Annotated in this window: 12 protein-coding genes, 1 tRNA gene and 1 riboswitch; of the genes, 7 read left to right on the plus strand and 6 right to left on the minus strand. The window is 44.6% G+C overall.

The window, feature by feature from the left end:
• Nucleotides 1-26: 26 nt before the first annotated feature.
• Nucleotides 27-103 (plus strand) — tRNA-Asp (locus NB504_RS07790).
• 533 nt (nucleotides 104-636) lie between these two features.
• Here NB504_RS07790 and NB504_RS07795 read toward each other — a convergent pair.
• A complete protein-coding gene (locus tag NB504_RS07795) occupies nucleotides 637-1,917 on the minus strand; it encodes a sodium:proton antiporter (protein ID WP_081265549.1) in 1,281 nt (426 codons plus the stop codon).
• Between the two features lie 182 nt (nucleotides 1,918-2,099).
• Here NB504_RS07795 and metH point away from each other — a divergent pair, with 182 nt between their 5' ends.
• Nucleotides 2,100-5,777 carry a methionine synthase gene (metH, locus tag NB504_RS07800; RefSeq protein ID WP_258428595.1) on the plus strand — a complete coding sequence of 1,226 codons (3,678 nt, stop codon included), beginning with the start codon at nucleotides 2,100-2,102 and terminating at the stop codon, nucleotides 5,775-5,777.
• A 66-nt stretch (nucleotides 5,778-5,843) separates the two neighbouring features.
• Here the strand turns inward: metH and lysC are convergent, their stop codons facing one another.
• Nucleotides 5,844-7,196, minus strand: a complete 1,353-nt coding sequence (lysC, locus tag NB504_RS07805; RefSeq protein ID WP_017043419.1) for a lysine-sensitive aspartokinase 3 — start codon at nucleotides 7,194-7,196, stop codon at nucleotides 5,844-5,846.
• A 109-nt stretch (nucleotides 7,197-7,305) separates the two neighbouring features.
• A riboswitch (Lysine riboswitch) is annotated at nucleotides 7,306-7,481 on the minus strand.
• 183 nt (nucleotides 7,482-7,664) lie between these two features.
• On the opposite strand from lysC, the gene NB504_RS07810 reads away from it, so the two are divergent.
• The 3 genes from NB504_RS07810 to mgtE all read left to right on the plus strand — a co-directional run bounded on the left by NB504_RS07810 (nucleotide 7,665) and on the right by mgtE (nucleotide 11,577).
• The gene (locus tag NB504_RS07810; protein ID WP_258428596.1) at nucleotides 7,665-8,786 is read left to right on the plus strand and encodes an alanine--glyoxylate aminotransferase family protein; all 1,122 of its coding nucleotides are present in this window, start codon (nucleotides 7,665-7,667) and stop codon (nucleotides 8,784-8,786) included.
• Between the two features lie 852 nt (nucleotides 8,787-9,638).
• Nucleotides 9,639-10,034: a hypothetical protein gene (locus NB504_RS07815; RefSeq protein WP_017046639.1), complete on the plus strand. Its 396-nt coding sequence runs from the start codon at nucleotides 9,639-9,641 to the stop codon at nucleotides 10,032-10,034.
• 166 nt (nucleotides 10,035-10,200) lie between these two features.
• Nucleotides 10,201-11,577, plus strand: a complete 1,377-nt coding sequence (mgtE, locus tag NB504_RS07820) for a magnesium transporter (protein ID WP_088731551.1) — start codon at nucleotides 10,201-10,203, stop codon at nucleotides 11,575-11,577.
• Nucleotides 11,578-11,691: 114 nt separating this feature from the next.
• On the opposite strand, the gene NB504_RS07825 is transcribed toward mgtE, so the two are convergent.
• From NB504_RS07825 to NB504_RS07840, 4 genes are all read right to left on the minus strand, one after another.
• Nucleotides 11,692-13,452, minus strand: coding sequence for a PglL family O-oligosaccharyltransferase (locus tag NB504_RS07825; protein WP_199871756.1), 1,761 nt, complete (start codon nucleotides 13,450-13,452; stop codon nucleotides 11,692-11,694).
• Nucleotides 13,453-13,519: 67 nt separating this feature from the next.
• Nucleotides 13,520-16,342 carry an excinuclease ABC subunit UvrA gene (uvrA, locus tag NB504_RS07830; RefSeq protein WP_258428625.1) on the minus strand — a complete coding sequence of 941 codons (2,823 nt, stop codon included), beginning with the start codon at nucleotides 16,340-16,342 and terminating at the stop codon, nucleotides 13,520-13,522.
• 166 nt (nucleotides 16,343-16,508) lie between these two features.
• Complete coding sequence (gene galU, locus NB504_RS07835) at nucleotides 16,509-17,378, minus strand: UTP--glucose-1-phosphate uridylyltransferase GalU (protein ID WP_013857894.1); 870 nt, start codon at nucleotides 17,376-17,378, stop codon at nucleotides 16,509-16,511.
• A 117-nt stretch (nucleotides 17,379-17,495) separates the two neighbouring features.
• Nucleotides 17,496-18,143 carry a LuxR C-terminal-related transcriptional regulator gene (locus NB504_RS07840; protein WP_026027842.1) on the minus strand — a complete coding sequence of 216 codons (648 nt, stop codon included), beginning with the start codon at nucleotides 18,141-18,143 and terminating at the stop codon, nucleotides 17,496-17,498.
• 285 nt (nucleotides 18,144-18,428) lie between these two features.
• Between NB504_RS07840 and NB504_RS07845 the strand changes: the two genes are divergently transcribed.
• Together NB504_RS07845 and csrD are read left to right on the plus strand one after the other, a co-directional pair.
• Nucleotides 18,429-18,965: a single-stranded DNA-binding protein gene (locus NB504_RS07845; RefSeq protein ID WP_064624271.1), complete on the plus strand. Its 537-nt coding sequence runs from the start codon at nucleotides 18,429-18,431 to the stop codon at nucleotides 18,963-18,965.
• 129 nt (nucleotides 18,966-19,094) lie between these two features.
• On the plus strand, nucleotides 19,095-21,083 hold the full coding sequence (csrD, locus tag NB504_RS07850; protein WP_258428597.1) for an RNase E specificity factor CsrD: 1,989 nt from the start codon (nucleotides 19,095-19,097) through the stop codon (nucleotides 21,081-21,083).
• The last annotated feature ends 9 nt before the right edge of the window (nucleotides 21,084-21,092 follow it).

Consider the following 21,092-nt stretch of genomic DNA (forward strand, 5'->3'; position numbering starts at 1 on the left):
GAATATTGTCTAACCAGACACGCTGCGGAGCGGTAGTTCAGTTGGTTAGAATACCGGCCTGTCACGCCGGGGGTCGCGGGTTCGAGTCCCGTCCGCTCCGCCACTTATTAAGAAGCCCTGCTAGTAATAGCAGGGCTTTTTTCGTTTGAGCAAAAGAGCATTTTATTTTTTATCACTCTCACTGCCGTCTTCTAAAAATCAATTCCACACATACTTACATATTCACTCCTTGTAATCCGTAACACTCTGATTAGCTAGGGCTCGCTTACCGGTCCGTAATTTTACTTGGCGCCCTTCTTCAATAATCATTGAACCTGTTTGTTCAAACTTGTTCGGTTGACTTTAAGCTATTGTGTGATTATTTGTGTATGTGAATGACTTTCTTTGGGGTGTGCGAGAGCCATCATCACACCTTCATTTGAATAGGGTTCGCCAGCTTTTTAAATAGGTGTTACTAAAGCTATTCATAGTGATATTTCACCATAGTTCAACAGCCTTAATTAGATCATATTTTTTGAATTGGTATTACAGTAGATATAGAGAGGAGCAACAAAGTAAAGATAGCAAAAGCCGATGTTCTAGAACATCGGCTAGGGATAAAATTGATTTGATCAGTTATTACTGACAGTTTTCTTTCTACACTGACGACTTTTCAGCTTGTTTTGCTTTGTCTATCAATGGGGTAATTGTTGAACCTTGAATAAGTATTGAGAACACCACGACAGCGTATGTCATAACAAGGATTATCTCTTTTACATCAATAAGCTTGTCTGGGATAACTAATATGCCAGATGGGATAGAAAGTGCCATTGCTAGTGCTAGCCCACCTCGTAGCCCTCCCCAAGTTAGTATCTTTATTGACCATGGGTTGTAGGAGCGGTAACGCTTGAAGCCGATGTAAGAGAAAAAAACGCTTAGATAGCGAGCAGATAAGACAAGAGGAATGGCGAAAGCCATCAATATCCAGTCCTCTTCATGGAATTTGAAGAGTAGCATCGACATACCGATAAGTAGAAAGAGCACACCATTCAAAAATTCGTCAACCAATTCCCAAAAGTGGTCAAGGTGTTCTTCACTTTCTTTTGAAAAGCCAATGAAGCGTGTCCAGTTGCCGATCATTATCCCTGATACAACCATAGCTAAAGGCCCGGAAACATGAATAACATCTGCAAAAACATAGCCAGCAGTCGGTATACCAATGGTTAAAAGCAGTTCCATTGAGTGATCATCGGTGGCGCTGATGAGGTAGTGGAATAATAGCCCAAGAGCTAGGCCATACAGGATGCCCCCCATTGCCTCTTGAATAAACAACATAGTTACACTACCTATGGTTGGTGCTTCTGTACCAAATGCAATAGTGAAAATAGTGACAAAGATAACCAAACCAAAACCATCATTAAAGAGCGATTCTCCCTCGATTTGGGTTGAAATACGTTTTGGTGCATTTAACTTTTTAACAATAGCTAATACGGCTATTGGGTCTGTTGGTGATATGAGTGCACCAAATAGTAGACAGTAAACGAGATCGAAGTGAATACCGATAAATTGACAGAAGGCGTATAGCCCAAAACCGATGAAGAAGGTTGAAAATAGCGTTGCGCCTAGCGCAAGAACCGCGATTTCCCATTTCTGATCTTTTAGGTTGGGTAATTTGATGCCTAGGCCGCCAGCGAAAAGTAGAAAACCGAGTATTCCTTTGAGCAGAAAATTTTCAAAGTTAATACTGTTGACGGTTTCTGTCGCTATTTGAGTTAGATGAAACCAATCATTTTGACCTGCAACTAAGATCAATAATGACAACATCATCGATCCTGCTGTAATGGCGATAGTGGTTTGCATATTGCCTATCTTACTGTTTAGAAAGGCAATCAACATTGCTGCTCCTGATAGGAAGCATAAAGTGTAATAGACAGACATTGTTTTCTCGTCGTGTAACAAAATATGAATGAAATTCTCCTTGGATGATGTACAAATAGCAAACACTTTTTGGCCATGATTGTAGATGTATCAAACGATAATTAAAGTGAAGTTTAGACGTCTAGATTTCTAATGGTTATATGATAGGATGAGCGAATAACCAAAAGGAATGAGGCTGTACTGTGGGAAGAGAAGTTAAAAGTCAAATTGAAGCTCAATTGCAACAGAGAATATTATTGATTGATGGTGGCATGGGCACCATGATTCAGAGCTATAAATTGGAAGAGCAAGATTATCGCGGAGATCGCTTTGCCCATTGGCCAAGCGATCTGAAAGGAAATAATGACCTTCTCGTCTTGACGCAGCCTCAGTTAATCAAAGAAATTCATAGTGCTTACTTGGAGGCCGGTGCTGATATTCTCGAGACGAATACCTTCAACGCGACGAGCATCGCAATGGCCGACTACGATATGCAAGCCATTAGCGATGAGATCAATTTCGCTGCTGCAAAACTTGCACGCCAAGCTGCTGACGAATGGACGGCGAAAACGCCTGATAAACCTCGTTACGTGGCGGGAGTGCTAGGGCCAACAAACCGCACTTGCTCGCTCTCCCCTGACGTGAATGACCCTGGTTTTCGAAATATCAGCTTTGAGCAATTAGTTGAAGCTTACTCAGAATCAACACGTGCTTTAATTCGTGGTGGCAGCGACTTAATTTTGATTGAAACCATTTTCGATACTTTAAATGCTAAAGCCTGTGCCTTTGCGGTAGATTGTGTGTTTGAAGAGTTGGGTTACAAACTGCCCGTGATGATCTCGGGGACAATCACCGATGCCTCTGGTCGAACGCTTTCTGGGCAAACAACCGAAGCCTTTTATAATGCACTGCGACACGTTGAGCCTATCTCATTTGGTTTGAACTGTGCACTCGGTCCGGATGAATTGCGCCAATACGTTGAAGAGCTATCACGTATTTCCGAATGTTATGTCTCGGCTCATCCCAATGCGGGGTTGCCTAACGCATTCGGTGAGTATGATCTTGAAGCCGATGAGATGGCGCAGCACATCGGGGAATGGGCGCGAGCAGGATTCTTGAACCTTGTTGGTGGTTGTTGTGGAACCACTCCTGAGCACATTAGACAAATGGCAAAAGTGGTCGAAGGTGTGAAACCAAGAGCGTTACCCGATATTCCAGTGGCTTGTCGTCTATCCGGTCTAGAGCCGCTGACGATTACCAAAGAGAGCTTATTCATCAACGTAGGTGAGCGAACTAACGTCACTGGTTCTGCGCGTTTTAAGCGTTTAATCAAAGATGAGCAGTATGATGAGGCGCTGCATGTTGCTCGAGAGCAGGTCGAAAACGGTGCACAAATCATCGATATCAATATGGATGAAGGGATGTTGGATGCGCAAGCTTGCATGGTCCGCTTTCTCAATTTATGCGCTTCTGAGCCGGATATTTCCAAAGTACCAATCATGGTTGATTCTTCTAAGTGGGAGGTAATTGAAGCAGGTCTCAAATGCATTCAAGGCAAAGGGATTGTGAACTCGATTTCCCTCAAGGAGGGAAAAGAGAAGTTTGTTGAACAAGCTAAACTCATTCGCCGCTATGGTGCTGCTGTGATCGTGATGGCGTTTGATGAAGTAGGCCAAGCGGATACCCGTGAGCGAAAACTTGAAATTTGTACCAAAGCTTATCGAATTTTGGTTGATGAGGTTGGTTTCCCTGCTGAAGATATCATTTTTGATCCGAATATTTTCGCGGTTGCGACTGGTATTGATGAGCATAATAATTATGCTGTGGACTTTATCGAAGCCGTGGCTGATATCAAACGTAATTTACCCCATGCGATGATTTCCGGCGGGGTTTCCAACGTCTCTTTCTCTTTTCGCGGTAACAACTATGTGCGTGAAGCGATCCATGCTGTATTCCTTTATCACTGTTTTAAAAACGGCATGGACATGGGTATCGTCAATGCCGGTCAGCTTGAGATTTACGATAACGTGCCAGAGAAACTGCGTGAAGCAGTCGAAGATATCATTCTCAATCGCCGCAGCGATGGCACTGAACGCTTACTGGATATTGCGGCTGAATATGCGAACAAAGGTGTCGGTAAGGAAGAGGATGCCAGTGCGCTTGAATGGCGTTCATGGCCAGTCGCAAAACGTTTAGAGCATGCGTTGGTCAAAGGTATCACCGAGTATATTGTTGAAGATACGGAAGAAGCTCGTCAAAATGCCACTCGCCCATTGGATGTGATCGAAGGGCCTCTAATGGATGGAATGAACGTGGTCGGCGACCTCTTTGGCGAAGGGAAAATGTTCCTGCCGCAAGTAGTGAAATCGGCGCGCGTTATGAAGCAAGCCGTTGCGCATTTAGAGCCCTACATCAACGCGCTTAAGCAAGCGGGTTCCAATAATGGCAAAATCCTTCTTGCCACAGTTAAAGGGGATGTACACGACATCGGCAAAAATATCGTTGGCGTCGTTTTGCAGTGTAATAACTACGAAATCATTGACCTCGGCGTTATGGTGCCATGCGAGCAGATCCTCAAAGTCGCGAAAGAACAGAATGTCGACATCATTGGGTTATCCGGCCTCATCACTCCCTCTTTAGATGAAATGGTGCACGTCGCCAAAGAAATGGAGCGACAAGGGTTTAAATTACCGCTTTTGATTGGCGGAGCAACCACCTCTAAAGCACATACCGCAGTTAAAATTGAGCAAAATTATCACCAGCCTGTTGTGTATGTGAACAATGCTTCGCGCGCAGTAGGCGTTTGTTCTTCGCTTCTTTCTGATGAGTTACGTCCTGCTTTTGTTGAAAAATTAAACCTCGATTATGAACGCACGCGTGATCAACATCACCGTAAAACCCCCCGTACTAAACCCGTCTCATTAGAAGTGGCAAGGGCAAATAAAGCGGTTATCGATTGGGATAACTATACGCCGCCAGTTCCGGCTAAATTGGGCGTACATGTGTTTGATGATTTTGATGTGGCTACCCTTCGTCGTTACATCGACTGGACACCATTTTTCATGACATGGTCATTGATGGGTAAATATCCGACGATTTTTGAACACGAAGAGGTGGGAGAGGAAGCACAAAGTTTATTCCATGATGCTAATGCATTGCTTGATAGAGTTGAGCGAGAAGGGCTACTCAAGGCTCGCGGTATTTGCGCTTTATTCCCAGCCGCGAGTGTGGGGGATGATATCGAAGTGTATCGCGATGAATCGCGCACCGAGGTTGCTCATGTTCTGCATCACTTACGCCAACAAACCGAAAAGCCCAAAGGTTATAACTACTGCTTGTCCGATTACATTGCACCAAAGGAGAGTGGTAAACGAGATTGGATCGGCGCATTTGCCGTGACAGGCGGAATTGGTGAGCGAGAATTAGCAGACCAATATAAAGCGCAAGGCGATGACTACAACGCCATCATGATCCAAGCGGTAGCTGATCGTCTTGCTGAGGCTTTTGCGGAATATTTGCATCAGCAAGTTCGTAAAGAAATTTGGGGCTATGCTGCTGACGAAGAGTTGTCGAACGATGATTTGATCCGTGAGAAATACCAAGGTATACGCCCAGCGCCGGGCTATCCAGCGTGTCCTGAGCATACGGAAAAAGGCACCTTGTGGGAGATGTTACAAGTTGAGCAAACCATCGATATGTCTTTAACCACCAGTTACGCTATGTGGCCGGGTGCTTCGGTGTCGGGTTGGTACTTCTCGCATCCTGACTCTCGTTATTTTGCCATTGCACAAATTCAACAAGATCAGATGCAAGATTACGCACAACGTAAAGGCTGGAATGCGCAAGAAGCGGAAAAATGGCTTGGGCCGAATTTAGATTAAGTAATAAAAAACAGGTTGGCTAAGCCAACCTGTTTTTTATTCAGCGTGTTACTACTCAATGTGGTTTTATCGTTCAAACAAGTCTTGATGAAGTTTCTGAATTGCCGCTTTAGAAACCGACTCGTGTAATAAAAAGCAGAGGTTGTGCGGGCTGGCACCATAGCAAATCATACGCAAATTGAAATCTTCTAAGGTGCTAAAAACTTGTTTTGCATAGCCTTTGCTTTCACTCATGTTATTGCCGATCAGCGCAACTAAACACAGATTATGTTCGACTTCAACTTTACACAGCTCTTCTAATTCTAAGCGCACCGCTTGAGGCAGTTCAGGCGCTCCACCTGAGGTATCGGTTTTATCTAATGTTAATGAGACGCTGATTTCAGAGGTGGTGATCAGATCCACCGAAATTTTGTGTTTGGCTAAAATTTCAAACACCTTCGAAAGAAAGCCGTATGCGTGAAACATGCTAGCGCTGCGTAGCGTAACCATGGTTTGATTGCAGCGTAGGGTCAAGGCTCTAAATAGAGGTGAGCTTTCCACACGTTTACGGATCCAAGTGCCGCCTTTTTCAGGCTCTTTTGAGGAGCCGACAAACACAGGGATATCGTGGCGAAGCGCGGGCAGCAACGTCGATGGATGCAAAATCTTAGCGCCAAAGTTTGCCATCTCCGATGCTTCGCTAAAGCTTATTTCCGCAATCGGAGCGGCTTTAGGCGCAATGCGTGGGTCGGTCGTATAAATCCCCGGTACATCAGTCCAAATTTCTAAGCCAGAAGCTTGTACTGCTTCGGCGATCAAGGCCGCAGAATAATCACTGCCGCCTCGGCCCAATGTGGTTGTATTCCCTTGTTCATCAGCGCCGATGAAACCTTGAGTTACCACTACGTGTTGCAGGCAAAGTGGTGTTAACTTCTCTTGGGCTAATTGCTGGATCTGCTCTAATTGCGGTTCCGCCCGACCGTAGTGGTCATCAGTACGCAGCACTTCTCGAATATCAAAACGGATCGCATCCATGCCACGTTCACGCAGTAATTGCGTCAGAATGAAGGTCGACATTAACTCGCCACAAGCAACTAAGTGATCGGTCAGCTTTTTACTCGCTTGAAAAGAGGCCGCTTCTGCGACACTGGCCACCATATCTAAAATTGAGTGTACCTCTTTTTCAACTTGTAGCGGGTCGGCAAGTTTATCAATAATCGCATGATGAATATCAGCTAACTGTTTGATAATACTTAAGCGTTGATTGGCATCTTGTACGCCATTGGCTAATTCAACCAATAAATTCGTCACGCCAGAGCAGGCACTGCTCACGACTAATTTGGTCTCTGGATTATTTTCGATCACAGCGGCACAAAGGCTCATTGCTTCAAAGTTAGCAACGCTTGTTCCGCCAAATTTGGCGACATTGAATGCGCTCACGGCATTTCTCCCACGACTTCCTGAAATAAAAATAGTGTTGGTGTACCAACGTCCAATGTTTGAAGAGAGTTTTTCTAGAGCAAATAAAGAGGTGTTTTTATGATTGGTTTACCTCAGAAGCTCTTCATCAGGGTTGCTGATGACAGTTGAAGGGATTCAGCCCATTCAACCGATAAACCAAATCCACAACCTTGGTTTATCTCGGCACTGCTCCCCATTAATGTTTTGTATTGGAGTTGAGGCTCCACAAAACATCTGCCTGGGCAGTGCTCCTCTTCTGCTAGATAGCTCATTCATTGAACGTTTTTGAACTGTTAATGTCAATCGCTAATTAAGTCCAAATGTAAAATAAAATTAACCAGAGTGTGACACTGGTTTGACCTCTAGACTTCGGTCGAATTGTTGCTTCAGCGGATTTGTTTTACTCTGGGTATTCTATTCGCATTTGGCCACAAGCAAGGAGCAACTATGTCCATTACCAGTTTTAACCCACCTCAGCGAATTTTGATGGGGCCAGGCCCGTCAGATATTTACCCCCAAGTATTACAAGCGCTGAGCAGGCCGACCGTTGGCCACTTAGATCCGCTTTTTATCCAGATGATGGATGAGCTAAAGCAGCTGCTTAAATACGCTTTTCAAACGGAAAATGAGTTTACCATCGCGGTTTCGGCGCCGGGCAGCGCTGGTATGGAGGCGTGCTTTGTCAACCTGATTGAGCCAGGAGATAAGGTCATCGTGTGTCGCAATGGCGTTTTTGGCGAGCGTATGCGCGAGAATGTAGTGCGCTGTGGCGGAGAAGTGGTGCTGGTGGATGATGAGTGGGGAGCCCCCGTTTCGCTCGATAAAGTCGAGCAAGCCATACAGGCTAACCCTGATGCTAAAATTCTCGCATTTGTCCATGCAGAAACGTCAACTGGTGCATTGAGTGATGCGCAAGCATTAGGTTTGCTGGCTAAGCAAAACAACATGCTGAGTATTGTAGATGCGGTGACATCCTTAGGCGGCGTGCCACTTTATGTGGATCAATGGCAGCTCGATGCCGTCTATTCTGGGAGCCAAAAGTGCTTATCGTGCCCTCCGGGTTTATCGCCACTGACTTTTTCAGCGCAAGCGATTGAAAAAATTCAATCTCGCACAACCCCCGTTCAAAGCTGGTTTTTAGATCAAAGCTTAGTGCTTGGTTATTGGAGCGGCGCAGGCAAGCGCAGTTATCACCACACTGCGCCAGTTAACAGTTTGTACGCATTGCATGAAGCCTTGCTGGTGTTGAAAAACGAAGGTCTAGAGCAGGCGTGGGCACGTCATCGTGTGATGCATGACAAATTAAAGCAGGGCCTAGAAAAATTAGGATTTGAATTTGTCGTTGCTGAAGATTGTCGTTTACCGCAATTGAATGCGATCTATATTCCAGAGGGGGTTGATGAGGCTAAAGTGCGAGCGCATTTGCTCAATCAATACAACTTGGAGATCGGCGCAGGTCTTGGCACTTTAGCGGGTAAAGCGTGGCGTATTGGTTTAATGGGGTATGGGGCGCGCAGTGAAAACGTGGCCTTATGTTTGCGGGCGTTAGAAGAGTCATTAACAAATTAGCAAAAAAAACACATAAGGGAGCATTTGCTCCTTTTTTTGTGGTGCTGATGCCGAACGTTGTTCGTCTCAGCATCAATCATAAAATTCATTTTTATTGTTAGCTCTTCCCTAGCGTGAGTGGAATACTCGTGATTGATATCTTAAGATAAATTTTGTCGTTAATGGTTTAATTACTCGTATGAATAATAAGTGGCATTTTGTGTATTTATAATAAATATACGATGAAAAAGTTTGTGGCCTAAATATTAGAACCGGTTTGGATGCTACTTTTTATTGTCATGGTATTGTAAAAAATGAACATTGTTCGATTGTTTTTGTTGACCATTATTTTATCTGCGTTAGGATAACCGCGCTGAGAAAGCATACTTATTATTAACTTTTTAGAGGTGCAATAGAAATCTATGGACTCGTCGAGTAGTCGATTATCCAAGTGTGGTATTTTCTGGTTAGTAGAAAAGCCTACGTTTTGTTGCCAACTTTTCATTTAAAGCCTCGCTTTTGCTAAGTTGGTATTCATACTAACGAAGCTCCTTTTCTTGTTCTCTCCTGTCAATATCACACTCTTTTTATAGAGTATCGTGTTTGTTTAAGTCGATCATATGATTTATTCAATACAGCGTTTCTACTGGCTAGAGCGTGAATGCTTTTGAATTTCTTGCGTGTCATTTGTACACCGCTAGAACTTTCGCAAGTACACGGCTTCTCTATTTGACTGACTTTATCTTCTCCTAACTTGCTTGTTCAAGGCGGGGAATGCTTGAGCTTGATGGTATAAGCTTATTGCAGTTCAGTTTCGTGGATTTTCTGCATAATTTGGTTTCTTTGCCTTGATAGTTTCAAGGAGATACAAAGATGGTTATGTACAATACATCATTAGCTATGGGCAACCGGCTACCTGCTGCTCACTCTATTCAAACCGAAATGGATAACAACTTTATTTGTGTAGGCGCATCGCTATCTGTAGAAGCAGTGATTGCGATTCTACGCTCATCGTCCTTAACCGATAAGCGCTTAAACCTTATCTTTATCTCTGGTGATGCAGGTGAATACTTAGGATTTGTTTATTTAAGCAAGGTGGTGGTATCACAGATGAATATCATCATGAAAGATATTATGCACAAAAGCGATATTGCCATATCGGCCTTAATGGATAAGGTTCAAGCTAGAAAGTTATTATTAGACAGTCATTTGCCTATGATTCCTATCATAGATACTCGGAATCGAGTGATTGGCGCCTATTCTATATAATAAATATTAACAAACTTTAAAATAAGTCGCTCAACTTCACTAAATGAAATTTTAGTGAGATTGGAACAGTGTGCTTAAAATTTAAGTCATTCATTGAATACATTGATTATAGAAATAAGCTTTAAAATTATTATGTTTATTTTTAAAGTTAAATATCGGCTGAGATATGATAATGAAATTACAAAAAATAGCGTTAGAACTCGCTGCGATTAATTTTAATCGTGACCCATTAAACTTAAATCAATTAATGGAACAGTATCCCATCGCTGATATTGCTCAAGTCTTCGCTGAGCAGTTGGCTAATCAGACCTTGAGCGAAGAGGATGTCTTTGAGCTGGTGCAATTGATGCCAATCGCTCGTCAAGCGGCGCTATTGGGGTATTTTTCTGAGCCTATCAGAGAAAAAGTGGTGGAGAGAATGCCGCTCGAAGCGCTTGCGAAAGTGCTTCAAGTTATGCCCCATGATGAAAGGGCTGACTTATATGCTCACTTGGATGAGACGCGCCAACCGCCGCTACTTGCTCTACTGGATCAACAAGAGCGGCAAGATGTACAACAACTTGCAGCCTACCCTCAAGGCTCGGTCGGCTCTATCATGACGACAGATTATGCGACGTTAAACGCCGATGATGATGTGCAGCAGGCGATTGCGCGTTTACGTGAAATGGCCAACGAGAGGGAAACCATCTATCAAGCGTATGTGATTGATAAACAGAATCGCTTACTTGGTACACTTTCGCTTAAGGATTTAGTGCTGGCGCAACCGACCTCGCTTGTCTCTGATATCATGACCAAAGAGACAGTGTTTGTTCGAGCCGATGAAGATCAAGAGTGTGCAGCGCAAGCCATCAGTAAATACGATTTACTTGCGGTACCTGTTTTTGATGAGCAATTTCGTTTGGTCGGTATAGTGACTTATGACGATGCGATGGACGTGGCCGAGCAGCAAGCGGATATGGATTTTCATAAAGTCGCTGCGGTTGGTTTTACCGGTAACCTTAAAGAAGCCAGCGTATGGCTAATGTACAAGAAACGTGTGTTTTGGCTGGTGTTGTTAGTCTTTGGTAATCTTTTTTCTGGTGCCGGAATTGCGTACTTTGAGGAGACGATTCAAACCTATGTCGCCTTGGTCTTCTTCTTACCACTGTTGATTGATAGCGGCGGTAATGCAGGATCCCAGTCAGCAACGTTGATGGTTCGAGCCTTAGCCACTGGTGAAGTGGTGATGAAAGATTGGCTATCCATGTTGGTGCGAGAGTTAGGGATTGCGGCGTTATTAGGGGCAACAATGGCCATTGCTGTCTCTTTATTGGGTTTTTGGCGAGGCGGCAGTGATATCGCTTTTGTCGTTGCGGTAACGATGCAAATTGTGGTGATTATTGGCTGTATTGTTGGAATGCTCCTTCCGTTCATTCTGAATAAGTTTAAGCTCGATCCTGCGTCAGCCAGTGCTCCGTTGATCACGACCATTGCGGATTCTATCGGGGTGATCATCTATTTCAGCGTTGCTACCATGGTGTTGGATTTTCCACCAGTGACGTAAGCCACTCATCCGGTAGTGAGATCTACGGGTTGGAGTGTGAAATAAGCCCAACGGTCAGAAGCTTTCTCTATTTTTGGGAAAGCTTTTTTTATGAATAAGGCTCATATGCTCGATTTAATTGGCAGACGAACGATCAGCCGAACTGGTTGGCGGGCTATATTGCACCTCACTGAAATCCATATTGGGGAACAAAAATGCGGCTTCGGAGCGAATTTGCTCGGCGCGGCTTTCGTCACCAATGCCTTGGTAAGCCAAGATCAGATTATTGTAAAAAGCAGGACGCGGTTTATGTTTTATGATGGCCAATGACCAGTCGATGTATGGCGTAATCAATTTAGGATCTTGATTATACAGGCCAATGTTGAGGTAAGTGCTGTAGACATCCCAATCAAAACGGTCTTTCCAAACCACAGGGTTCGTCACCTTTTGTAGGATATCCGGGTTCTTGGGTTGAGATTTCTCAAATTGGGTAAGCACGTAATTACTGTGCAGTGCGCTGAGCATATAAAAGCCAGTCAAAATCGGCACTACTAAACTCAATACTCGAAACAGGGATTTACTGATAAGGCCAAAAGGGGCCGAACGGTATTTAGCCACGCGTTGATCAACCCAAAAAAGCAGAATAATGAAGGTTATCCAATGAATGGCAGAATGGTAAAATGGGTATTCGAGTTGGCTGTGCAACACGATAGGAATGAAAAGGGCGAACATCGCAAGCCTAGTCCCTTTCTTTGCCGAATACATCCGCATGAGCACGAAAAGCATGGCCAGTGTGATCCCTAGCACAGGTAACAAACCGCCTTCCACCGCCCAGAATAGTAATTCATTATGAGGATGATCCATCGACGCCAACCCCGGTTGGTAGCTAGGGTTTAATTGGTGTTGCCTTGCGGTATAAAGCAAATATTCAGATTCAAACTTGCCATAGCCATAACCCGTGAAGGGTTTTTCTATGACCATATCGATGGTTTGAGGAAAGGTATAACGACGAGGGCTCTCTAAATCAGCCTTATTCTCTAGAAAATCGCCCGAGCCTTGGGAATAGACAGCGACAAACCCTAAAGCAATACCCAATAGCGTTGCAGCGCTCCATCCCCAAAACCGTTTAGGCGTCGAAAATTTAAATAGGTAAGGCAGAACAAAAAGCGTGCCGAGTACCGCGCCAATCCAGCCAGTGCGCGAGGCTAATATCACCAGCAACGGTGCAGTGAGCAGTGGAGTGACATAAAGTAGGCTCACTTCGCTAACATGCTGATTGTACTTTTTCGGTTGACGAGCCAGTAAATAGCCGGACATAACCAGCCCTGTCGCGAGAAAGCTTGCCATCACATTCGGTTGCTGAAAAATGCCGTAAGGGCGGTTGATGAGGGTGTTGTAGCCAAAAATATTATCGGGTGAAAGCAAAAAGTATTGGTACAGACCAAATAGAGTTTCAATCAATACCGCGAGTACGATAAACCAGAGTAATCGCTGCTTATGTTTGTTACTAAAACGAAATTGTTGCAGCAATACAAAAAAAAGCAGCCCAGTCCATAGTCCTAACATTCGACTCAACGACGACTCAATTTGAGCATTCGTATAAAGCAGCGGAATCGTCATGATGGTACAACTGATGAAAAGACCGATGGTCAGTTTGGAATAGCGTAACCTACGGTTAGATGCGAGTTGATACAGACCTAATGAGAGCGTAAAACTAAGGGCAAGCCAAGTGGTTGGATTAAAAGATAAAGCTAGACCTGAGCCACCAGGGTTGGGCATAAAAAAATGCATTGCCAGTAAATAGAGAATGCCAATCGAAAGCAAAAAGGGTTTGTTTAAGGGGATGGCGGGTGTTTGTGCTTCAAGTTGTGTACCGCTTAGATGCAATGTTGCCATAGGTCTCGCGTTCCAATTAAAAGAAACCAGCAACCACTTGCTGGTTTCTTTACTTTACCGTTTTTTTCTATTTCAACATAGGCTTAAGAAAGCGTGCTGTGTGTGAACCTTCGATCTGCGCCACATCTTCGGGCGTTCCTTGAGCAATAATTTCGCCGCCGCCTTGTCCACCTTCTGGCCCTAAGTCGATCACCCAGTCTGCGGTTTTAATCACATCTAAGTTGTGTTCAATCACCACCACGGTATTGCCGTGGTCGCGTAGGCGATGCAGTACGGTCAAGAGCTGTTGGATATCATGGAAGTGTAAGCCTGTCGTTGGCTCATCCAAAATGTACAAGGTTTTTCCTGTATCGCGTTTTGATAGTTCACGAGCCAGTTTGACGCGTTGAGCTTCGCCCCCTGACAATGTCGTCGCCGCTTGTCCGAGGCGTATGTAGGATAAACCCACGTCAATCAAAGTTTTGAGTTTGCGAGCGATCATCGGTACGGGCTCAAAAAAAGCGTAAGCATCTTCGACGGTCATCTCCAACACTTCATCAATCGCTTTGCCTTTGTAGCGGACTTCCAATGTTTCACGATTATAGCGTTTGCCCTTACACACATCGCATGGCACGTAAACATCGGGTAAAAAGTGCATTTCAACCTTAATCACACCATCACCTTGGCATGCTTCGCAGCGTCCACCGCGAACGTTAAAGCTAAAACGACCCGGTTTATAGCCTCGAGAGCGAGACTCTTGAGTGCCCGAGAATAGCTCACGGATCGGTGTGAAAATGCCCGTATAGGTGGCCGGGTTTGAGCGGGGAGTTCGGCCTATCGGGCTCTGGTCAATGTCGATGACCTTATCAAAATGCTCTAACCCTTTGATTTTTTGATATGGAGCAGGCGTTGCTGTGGTGGCTCCATTTAAGGCCGTATGAGCAATTTTAAAAAAGGTATCATTAATTAAGGTTGATTTACCGGAGCCTGAAACTCCGGTTACGCAGCTAAATAAGCCAACAGGAATTGATAAATCAACCGTCTTGAGGTTGTTACCCGACGCGCCGATAAGCTCCACCGTTTTCTTGGGATCTCTCGGGGTACGCACGGTAGGAATCGCAATTTTTTTCGCGCCGCTCAGGTACTGTCCTGTGAGCGAATTAGGGTTGGAAATTATGTCATTCACATTCCCTTCTGCGACGACTTGCCCACCATGCACACCAGCGCCAGGGCCAATATCAATTACATGATCGGCCATACGAATGGCGTCTTCGTCATGCTCTACAACTAATACCGTGTTGCCTAGATCGCGCAAATGCGTGAGCGTTTTTAATAGCCGTTCGTTATCACGCTGGTGGAGCCCAATCGATGGCTCATCTAAGACGTACATTACCCCAACGAGTCCAGCGCCAATTTGGCTCGCTAAGCGAATCCGTTGTGCTTCGCCTCCTGACAGGGTTTCAGCACTCCGAGAAAGGTTGAGATAATTCAACCCAACGTTGACGAGAAAATGCAAACGGTCATTGATCTCTTTCATTACTTTGTCAGCAATTTGTGCTCGTTGGCCTTCTAAATCAAGAGATTGGAAAAATTGCAAGGCATCGGCAATGCTCAGTTCCACCACTTCCGGGAGCGCGGTGTCATTGATAAATACGTTGCGAGCTTCGATGCGTAAACGGGTGCCATTACAACTGGTACAAGGTTTGGTCGAGATGTATTTCACCAAATCTTCACGGACAGAGTTAGATTCTGTATCGCGATAACGCCGTTCAAGTGTATTGAGAATGCCTTCAAACGGATGGCGTTTAACCCGAATATCACCACGATCGTTAATGTAGTTAAACTCAATCTCAGTTTTCCCCGAGCCTTTCAAGATGATTTCCTGAACCTTTTTGGGCAGTTTGTTAAATGGGGTATGTAAATCAAAATCATAATGCGCAGCGAGTGACGTGAGCATCTGGAAGTAGTAGTAATTTTTCTGATCCCAGCCACGAATCGCTCCTTGCGCGAGGCTGAGTTGGCTATCTTGGATAACGCGTTCAGGGTCAAAATATTGTTGTACGCCTAAACCATCACAGGTGTGGCATGCGCCCGCTGGGTTATTAAATGAGAACAGCCGAGGCTCTAACTCCTGCATACTGTAGCCACAGTGTGGACAAGCAAAATTGGCTGAGAATACAATCTGTTCGCCTTCACCATCCATATCAGTAACCACAGCAATACCGCCTGACAACTCGAGCGCTGTCTCAAAGGATTCGGCTAGGCGCTGCTGTAGGTCAGGACGAACTTTAAAGCGATCAACCACCACTTCAATGGTGTGCTTTTTGTGCAGCTCAAGGGTTGGTGGATCAGTCAGATCGCACGTTTCACCATCAATGCGGGCACGGATAAAACCTTGCGCGGCCAAGTTTTCCAGCGTTTTAACGTGTTCACCTTTGCGCTCTTTCACAATCGGTGCAAGCAGCATCAGTTTTGAGCCTTCAGCTAATTCCAACACCTTATCAACCATTTGGCTGATGGTTTGAGCGCGAAGTGGAACTTTGTGCTCTGGGCAGCGCGGCTCACCGACTCGCGCATAAAGCAGACGCAAGTAGTCATAAACTTCAGTAATGGTGCCAACCGTAGAGCGAGGGTTATGCGAGGTTGATTTTTGTTCAATAGAGATAGCCGGTGAAAGACCTTCAATATGGTCAACATCCGGTTTTTCCATCAAAGATAAAAATTGGCGTGCATAGGCAGACAGCGATTCAACATAGCGGCGTTGGCCCTCTGCGTAGAGTGTATCAAAGGCGAGAGACGACTTCCCCGAGCCTGATAGCCCTGTAATCACCGTTAATTTATCGCGTGGAATGGTCAGGTTGATATTTTTCAGGTTGTGGGTTCGAGCGCCCCTAACTTCAATTTTGTCCATCATCTAGGCTCTATGTAACACAAGTTAAGCAAGTATTGCATAGTGTGAGTTTTGTGCAAATAGGTACTGGATAAAAAAACAGTAAATAAAAACCACGGGACTTGCCGTGGTTTTTATTGGGGAGGCGCTAGGTTACTAAGGCTAGGTGACTAACGCATTCGGTTACTTAAGCTTTATGAGTCGAATGTTTATCCAACGCGACTTTTTGTTCGTTCTTTTTGTACATGTTTTCAAAGCAGTAGTTAGTGGCTTCGATATAGCCTTCTACGCTACCGCAGTCAAAGCGTTGGCCTTTGAATTTATACGCCAATACACAGCCTGATTGCGCTTGTTTGAGTAGCGCATCGGTAATTTGAATTTCGCCACCTTTACCCGGCTCGGTTTGCTCAATCAGATCAAAAATATCTGGGGTTAAAATGTAGCGACCAATGATGGCTAAATTGCTTGGTGCGGTGCCTGGTTCTGGTTTTTCAACCATGTCATCCACTCGGAACAGATCGTCTTTGATCATTTCACCGGAAATAACACCGTATTTATGTGTTTCATTTTCAGGCACTTCTTGAACGGCAACAATTGAGCAGCGGAACTGTTTATACAGAGCGACCATTTGTGCCAAAACCCCTTTTTCTTGATTGACACATAAGTCATCGGCCAGCACCACCGCAAAAGGTTCATCGCCGACTAACTCTCGACCCGTTAAAATTGCATGGCCTAAACCTTTCATTTCACGTTGGCGAATGTAGGTGAAGTTGGCGGTATCAATGATTTCACGAATATCAACCAGTAGCTCTTCTTTGTTGGTACCACTAATTTGATGCTCTAACTCATAGTTTTTATCGAAGTGATCCATGATCGAGTGTTTTCCACGCCCAGTCACAATACACATCCCGGTCATTCCAGCTTGAATCGCCTCTTCAACACCATATTCGATCAAGGGTTTATTGACGACTGGCATCATCTCTTTAGGCATTGATTTGGTCGCTGGAAGAAAACGTGTACCGTAGCCAGCGGCTGGGAATAGGCATTTTTTGATCATGCTATAACCTTATTTTTATTTGAATTGTTAATTGATGGCGCAACCTTATCATGCTTTATGAAACGCTATCACCACTAAAGCGGTGAACTCAGTTAAATTCTGCGTGAAAGCACATAATTAAGACAGAATATTTTGATTGGCCCACGCAATCGCTTGGACCCTATTTTTGACCGATAGCTTTTTGAATATTTGGTAGAGATGTGATTTGACCGTGAATTCACTGATGAATAAATCTTCCGACATTTGGTTATTCGATGCGCCAGTTTGTAAGCAGCGGAGGATCTGTATTTCGCGGGCGGTTAAGTCTGTAATCACTTGAGCAGTATGGGATTCAAACGCGTAGCGATAGTAGTGCAGTAACTGGCTTACAGCGTGTCTGGGTAGCCAATTTTGTCCGTTAATGATTTCACCAAGCCCAAATGCAATTTTATCTAGGGTGTCATTTTTATAAAATAGCCCCTTTAAATGCCCAAAGGTTAATAAGTCATTCGTGGTTAATCTTTGCAACACATTGATAAGGATCGTTTCATGGTGCTGACTGCTTAATGGGCAGTTTCCCAAGCGTTGCTGCAGTAGCGCATAATCGGCATGGTCAATCATCAATATTTTGTGTTTATCTGGACAATACGTTTGGCGCAGGATTTCAGGCTCAATTTTCGGAATGGGCAGTCCAAGCCGATCGGTTAAATGGTCAATATAAGGGTGCTCTTGCTCTTTATCTAAGCAAAGAAAGTAAATGGTGCGGGTATAGTTTGCTTTTCTCATGGTCACTTCCTGTTGACGAGAATGTTAGACAACTGTCTAGAAAATGACGGAAATTAGGTTATAAAGCCAACGAGATAAATAAAATTGCGCTTAGTTTCATATAGTAAGGTAACTGAGTGTTTTGTCATCCTTAAATTAGAGGTAGTGGTTCTAAAAAATAGGAAATTGAGCAAGATTGTGAGATGAATTTTGACAACTATTTCTGTGAAGATTTGTGCCTCGCATAAAGCGTGGTATCCTAGTCAGCTATTTAAAGAACACTCATGATGGAAGACGGAGCAAAACATGGCAAGCCGTGGAGTAAATAAAGTTATTTTAGTGGGTAACCTAGGTAACGACCCAGAAATTCGTTATATGCCTGGTGGCGCTGCTGTGGCAAATATCACCATTGCAACGTCAGATTCATGGCGTGATAAAGCAACTGGCGAGCAACGCGAAAAAACCGAATGGCACCGTGTTGCGCTGTTTGGCAAATTAGCCGAAGTTGCTGGTGAATACTTACGTAAAGGTTCACAAGTGTACATTGAAGGTCAGCTACAAACTCGTAAGTGGCAAGATCAAAGCGGACAAGATCGTTACACCACCGAAGTTGTCGTACAAGGGTTTAATGGTGTGATGCAAATGTTGGGTGGCCGTGCTCAAGGTGGTGCTCCAGCACAAGGTGGAATGCCACAACAACAGCAACAAGGTGGCGGATGGGGGCAACCTCAGCAGCCTGCGATGCAAAAGCAACCACAGCAACAGCAGCAGTCAGCTCCTCAACAGGCTCAACCTCAGTATAATGAACCACCAATGGATTTTGATGACGACATCCCATTCTAAACGTTCGAATGTCGAAAAAAGCCGCGAAAACCGCGGCTTTTTTATATAGTTATCACTATTAGCATTTTCTTATTTGTCAGCACAGCTTAGTGATCGACAAAGTTTACGTTGAAAAGGAATTCAGCATTCATGCGGTATACACCAACACTGAAACTGAGTACTCGGTTAGTAGCTTTTGTTACGCTCATCGTAACCAGTGCAATGTTCATTTTGTTTATTGGTGGAACTTTGTCTTTTCAACGGCTTGGACAAGAATATCTCAATCACTACCTAGCAGGAATTGTGGAGGTAGTCGATAAAGAAATAGAAGATCCTGATGCCGCTTATTCATTGCAACGTTGGATGCCCAAAATGTTGCAAGCCAGTAGCATTGTTGAAATGCAGCTCTCTTCACCAGCTGGCGTTATTTACCGTTTTAAAGATACCTCGTCCAAAGTCGACCCTGCCCGTTTGTACCATATTGATATTATCCTTGAACGTAATCCAGGCTACAGCATCAGCTTTAAAGCAGTTCCTCCCTATCTCAGTTATAGCTACTCATTGGGTGCCATGTGGTCTATTACGTTGGCAGTTGGTCTCATCGTGTTTTGTTTGATTCGTGGGGTAAAGTGGCTTAAAGAGCAATTGCTTGGAACTGAATTGTTGGAGGAGCGAGGGCGAATGATTCTCGCCGGTCGAGTGGAGCAGTACGCCAAAGGTGATCACCGCGAGTGGCCTTATACGGCGAGTGAGGCGCTTGATGTCCTGATTGATGAGCTGCAAGATGCTCGTCAAGAGCGTAGCCGCTTTGATACTTTTATCCGGACCCAAACCTTCTTAGATAAGTTGACGGGTACGGCCAACCGTGTCCTTTTTGATAGCAAATTGGAATCAGCCTTGTTAGAGAATGGCGCGCGTGGTGGCGTTTTGTTAGTGCGTATCGATGATTGGGATTCTCTGTGCGAAGAAAATGATAAAAAAGCAGCGGATGATCTCGTTGTGGAAGTCGGAGAGAACATCTCCAACGTCATACAGCGTTATCCAGATGTGATTTTATCGCGTTATTACGATAGCGATTTTGCCATTTTTGTGCCGCACCAAGGGGTAAAAGAGGTCGCTTCTATTGCTACACAATGTTTGAAGCTTTTAGCGCGCATATCGCCTCCTGAGCCGCTCGATAAAGAAAACTGGTGCCATATAGGTATCAGTATGTACAGCGAAGGCGAGCGGCGTGGTCGAGTGTTGGATGAGGCAGAAACGGCTTTAAAAAGTGCTCAGTTACAGCGAGTGAACACGTGGAGCCGCTTTAAAAAGAGTACCTTTTTCCAAGAGGAACGGGGCAGTGTGCGTTGGAGAACTTTGTTTGATCAGGTGCTGACGCCTGAGAAAATAATTTTATTCCGTCAACCTTGCTATTTGCTTGAAAAGACGAATGATTTAGTATGGCTGCACGATGAGTTGTTTGCGCGTATTGATGATCCAGAACAAGGTGTTATAAAAGCCTCTCGCTTTCATTCTGCTTTAGAAACTGTAGGTTATGAAATGGTGATGGATCGAGCCGTGTTGCTGCAGGTGGTTCGTTTGCTCAAACGCTCTGAAGTTAAGGTCAATGTGTCAGTGAACTTGCATGTCGTCCCATTCGCCGATAAGTCGTATTTTAAGTGGTTTCGACATGAATTGCTGCAACTTACCTCGAGTAGCCGATCGCAGCTCTCTTTTGAGTTTCCTGAAGGTCGGTTAGTACAGCATCTCGATTATATGCGCCCCGTTATTAAGATGATCTCCGGCCTCGGTGCTAAGGCAATCGTAGGGCAGGCTGGCAGAACGATTGTCAGCACTCACTACATAAAAGATCTTAAGATTGATTTCCTTAAGTTACACCGCAGTTTGATGAAGAAAATAGACCAACGGCATGAAAATCAGCTGTTTGTTCGTAGCATGATCGGTGCTTGTGGCGGTACTCAGACTCAAGTTATTGCGGTCGGTGTCGAAACAGAGCAAGAGTGGCAAACGCTAAAAAACCTAGGCATTCATGGTGGGCAAGGCCGACTGTTTGAAGAAGAACAGCCTTTGTTACCTGAGAAAATAATTAGCCCTAGCGTGACCTTAGGGCGAAGAAATCGTTGGCGTAAAAAATAAAAGCGAACC

Source organism: Vibrio sp. RM-69-4, assembly GCF_024743775.1.
GTDB classification, from domain to species: domain Bacteria; phylum Pseudomonadota; class Gammaproteobacteria; order Enterobacterales; family Vibrionaceae; genus Vibrio; species Vibrio anguillarum.